At 36.0% G+C, this 5,145-nt stretch carries 2 protein-coding genes; both read right to left on the bottom strand.

Annotated features, from left to right (window positions below; genetic code table 11):
* Positions 1 to 407: 407 nt before the first annotated feature.
* The gene (locus tag H6A61_RS14865; RefSeq protein WP_204394673.1) at positions 408 to 2,039 is read right to left on the bottom strand and encodes a RagB/SusD family nutrient uptake outer membrane protein; all 1,632 of its coding nucleotides are present in this window, start codon (positions 2,037 to 2,039) and stop codon (positions 408 to 410) included.
* Between the two features lie 15 nt (positions 2,040 to 2,054).
* On the bottom strand, positions 2,055 to 5,145 hold a 3,091-nt coding region (locus tag H6A61_RS14860; RefSeq protein WP_239469252.1), incomplete at its 5' end, for a SusC/RagA family TonB-linked outer membrane protein.

Below are 5,145 nucleotides of genomic sequence, written 5' to 3'. Positions count from 1 at the left end.
AATTCTTCTAGACAAATCAAATAATATTTTGTCAAGACATTCGCAATAGAAGATTTTTCACAAATATAATGCAAACAGAGTGAAGGACAAAGAGGAAATTTAGTTTTTTTACTGTGTTTTATCTTACTAGGATAGGTATATTGGTGTTTATACCATAGTCTATTACGCAAAAGTAATCAATAAATACAATATTTACAAATGTCGTAGGGATGGGCTGTATCTCTCGTATTGGTATTTGTGGAATTATACCTTATTGAGATTTGGAAAATTAGAGATTTTATTTCCGAAAATAGATATGATGGTTGGAGATTATTATGAAAATATGTAGGTTAAATAAATTACAAAAAAATAGAGTGTGTCAAAATGTGACACACTCTATTTTTTATAATGTAATGTTTATTTATAGATTACTGTTCAGGAGCCATCCATAAGTCATATACATCACTTGGATCAGGATTTTCAAATCCTCTTAATGCTTCATTATTGTTTTCCTCAGTTTGAACTATACAGAAATTCATCCAAGCAGGTCTTCCGTTTGTGTTAAAGAGGGCATCATCTCTGAATATTGTACCTTCATATCCTCTTGTAACTGACATGTTAAGTCTTTTTATATCAAAGAATGTAAGTCCTTCACCCCATAATTCAACACGTTTTTGGAATACAATTTCTTCAACTACGTCATCACTGCTTGATACAGAACATGTATATTCAGGATAACGGTATGTCTGCATGAATTTTTCAACTAAAGTTTTTCCTTCACTAGCATTTAAATGTGCCGCAGCTTCAGCTTCAATAAAGTACATTTCTTCAACGCGCATCAAAGGGAAAGCTGTTGCAGAACCTACATTAAAGTCTGTAGTATTACCACTGCCTGGTCTGAATTTTAATGATGCTAATGGATATTTAGCTTGTAAATAAGCACCGAAACTATCATCAACAAATGAGTTCTTGCCAAATAGAGCAGTTCCTCGAGGAGCTACCCATGATAGCTTACGGAAATCTCTATCATCTATTCTTGAATACATTTGTACATCAACGCTGCTCATAGGTCCTGCTGCTGCATATCCGTATTGTGCTTCATTAGAAGCCCAAGACGTCCAGTTAAGAATACCGGTTTGTACAGCATCATTTTCTTTCATGGCCTTAACACCCCACATCCATGCTGGTGATGAAAGTTCATTAAAGCCTGAAGATGGGTTAACCCATGCATCAGATTTTACAGGAGTACATCCACTTGCATCTATAGCTTTTCTAGCATAATTCTTAGCCTCTTCATAATTACCTATCCACATATATAACCTTGCTTTCAAGCCATATACAACAGCCAAATTAGGTAATGTTTTATCAGTAAAACTTAGTTTGTCAATATTGGCTTCTGCTGCATTAAGGTCCTCCAGAATGAAGTTAACCATAACATCACGTTTAACACGAGGATTGTTGCGGGCCTGTTCTTCAGTTATATTTTCGCGTACAATAGGAACTGTTAATCCTGTTACGTCATTGCCAGAGTTGTTCACACCTGAAGTCTTATCGTTCGGCAAGAATTCATACATCTGTGCCATATCCAAATATAAGAATGCACGATATGCTTGTCCTGCAGCTTTATATCCTAAATGCACAGGGTCTGTGTCTGTTTCAGGAATGGCAGCAAGCAACTTGTTAGTTGTTTGTATAAATTTCCAATAATAGTTCCATATGAACTGTGTTGACAAGTAAGCCGGACCGATATAATAATTACATTCCCAAGCTGAATAATGGTCATAAGGACTTGCATATACAGGCATATCTTGTGTCATTACGTCCCTTATATGCATTATAGATCCATATCCCCAATCATATCCTACACTAGTAGATACAGTTCCAAAGTTTACTGCAAAGGCTGGCATAGCCCATAATTTTGCTTCAATTCCTTTGTCCGAAGAACTTATTACATCTTCTGTCGCTCCGTTTGTCGGGAAAGTTTCTTCAATACATCCACTTAATAAGATAGATGAAGAGCAACAAAGTCCTAATAATATATTTGATATTTTATATTTCATAATTATATTTTTTTATTAGAATGTTAATGTTATACCTCCTGAGATGGAACGTATAGGAGCATAGTATGAAGCGGTAGTAGAACCGTCCATTGCTTGTCTTGGGTCAAGACCTTTACGTTTAGACCATAACCATACATTGTCTGCTGCCATATATAAACGCAAACCTTCTACAGCAAATTTGCGTGTAAATTTAGCAGGTAATGTATATCCAAGATTGATGTTCTGCAAGCTCAAATATGACGCATTTGTAAGGAAACGGTCAGAAGTTGCTGCTGTATATGAATCCAAATATTGGAAGCGAGGCAATGTTCCATTTGGATTATCTACACTCCATGCATTCAGCATATCTTTGTGTATTGCACCACCGCTAGAATTAGATTTTGGAGATGACATTGCAGATGCATAATCGGAATCATAAGCAAGACCTCCGATCTGATATGCAAAATCAACACTTAAATCTATACCTTTGTATGAGAATGTAGTACCAAAACCACCATAAACGTCAGGTAAGGCACTTCCGCAAATGTATTGTGTTGCAGCTGATGGATTTGTTACTTTCTCCTGTATAATATTGCCATCTGCATCTTTACGATCAGCGTAATACAATGCTTCACCATTTTCATTGATTCCGGCATACTTATACATCCAGAATGAATACAAAGGAACACCTTCTCCATAGAAGTAATTTCCGCTAGTATATCCTTTTGTTCCGTCTGGAGCAACCATAGTCTTACGTTCTTCTGGCAAATAGCTTACCTTATTTTTGTAATATGTCATATTAAGACGTAAATCCCAGTTGAAATCTTTTGTTTGTATTATAGAACCATTCAATTCTACTTCCAAACCAATATTCTTCATATCACCGATATTGTCATAATATGATGTATATCCATAAGTAGGAGGCAATGGGAATGAGAAAAGCATATCAGAAGTCTTTCTCAAGAAGAATTCTGCTGTACCGCTAAATCTTCCACCAAACATTTCGAAATCAACTCCGGCGTTGAAATTTCCGTTTGTTTCCCATGTTATGTCTTTGTTACCCATAACGCTAGGTATTGCAGCAGGACGACCACCTGCGTTTACTATGTTATAAGTATTAGTATATAAGTAATTTCCTATATTATCATTACCCTGAGTACCGTAAGAAGCTTTAATTTTGAATAAATCTATCCAAGATGGAGTGTTAAACCATTCTTCTTTTGAGATAATCCAAGCTCCACCAATAGACCAGAAGTTACCCCAACGGTTATCAGGATGGAAGCGTGAAGAAGCATCACGTCTGTAAGAACCTGACAAGAAATATCTTGTATCATAATCATATTGTGCGCGGAAGAAATATCCTTCTGTATTATAATCAGTTGTATAAGATGTAGATGTTCCGTCTGTTACAGCTCCTGCCAATTCATGATTGTTAGGATCAAACATGTTCTGTCTTACTGCGCTTAATGTATAATATTTAGTGCGATATGATTCATGACCTACCATCAAATCTACATTGTTACGTCCGAAAGAATGAGCGTAATTCAACAATTGTTGATAGTTGTATGATAGAGTTCTTGAATGACCTTTTGTGATTATACCATTTGAAGAAGCATATTGTCCATAATATGGATTAGTTACATTTGTACTACGTGCTTCATTCAGATAAACGCTATTAGTAGAAGTAAATTTGAAATCTTTCAAAAATCTTATTTCAAAGAAACCTACAGCATTCATAGCGTTACCATCATTCTTATTTGTATTAAGTATTGCATCTGACAAAGCATTTGATTGTCCAAAGATAGGACGATATAATCCTAAATAACTGCCATCACCGTAATCGTACATCTGATTACCTGCTTTATCAACAAGTATATTACCATTTTTATCGCGCATGTACAATGGATATATAGGAGCTACCTGAGTTGCTGCTGCAAATACGTTTGCTGATGAAACAGAAGAACCATCCTCATCCAAAGCATTAGCTTCATAATGTGTATAAGAGAAGTTTGCTCCTACTTTTAACCAAGAATTAGCTTGATAATCAGCTTTCAAACGGCCTGTAAGACGTTCATAGTCTGAATTTGGAGAAATACCTCCATTATCCAAATAACCAAATGAAGAATAGAAAGAAGCTTTATCGTTTCCTCCGGTAACACTAACATTATATTCTTGACGGAGGCTTGATTTGTATGCAGCATCCAGCCAATTATCTGGTTTTAGCAGATATTCTTGTCCTTCGTATTCTACAATATTTCCTAATGTAGCATTAGGGTTTATCTTTCCATCTTTTCCGATTAGATTTTCTCCTTCAGGTACACTATAAACATTGTATCCACCTAAAACAGCCATAAGATTTGCGTTTGCAAATGAATAAGCTCTGTCTGCATCATAACCACCTGCATTTGTTGCATAGTTTCTTAATGCCAAATGGTACATTTCATAATACTGACCAGGATCTGTTATGTAATCATAGTCACGGCTGGCGCGTGTATTTACACCCCATTTAGCATCTACAGTAACTTTAGCGTCTTGTGATTTTCCACGTTTAGTAGTAATCATAATCACACCGTTAGCACCACGTGAACCATACAATGCATTTGAAGCGGCATCTTTCAATACAGTCATTGATTCAATATCTTGTGTGTTGATATTGTTTAAGTCGCCATCATATGGAGAACCATCTAATATAATCAGAGGTGAGTTGCCAGCTGTGATAGAACTGATACCACGGATACGTATTGTTGGAGTTGTAGTACCTGGTTGTCCTGAAGCATTAGTGAATTGGACACCTGAAACTTTACCAGTTAAAGCTTGAGCAGCATTACTTGTTTGAATCTTTCCGATTTCATCGGCTTTTACAACTGAAGCAGAACCTGTGAATGAAGATTTTTTGGCAGTACCATATGCTACAACCATAACTTCATCCAAAACTTCAGTATCAGAATGTAATACAACATTAACAACAGGTTTAATAGCAACCTCTTGTGTTTTCATTCCGATGAATGAAACAACCAAAGTTCCGGCCGAACTTGGAACGTTAGTAATAGTGAAATTACCATCAATATCAGTTACAGTACCAACCTGAGTACCTTTAACCAATACAGATGCGCCCACTACAGGTAAA

The sequence above is a fragment of the Bacteroides caecigallinarum genome, from assembly GCF_016901995.1.
Taxonomy (GTDB): domain Bacteria; phylum Bacteroidota; class Bacteroidia; order Bacteroidales; family Bacteroidaceae; genus Phocaeicola; species Phocaeicola cellulolyticus.
This window is presented reverse-complemented; position numbering and strand designations above follow the sequence as displayed.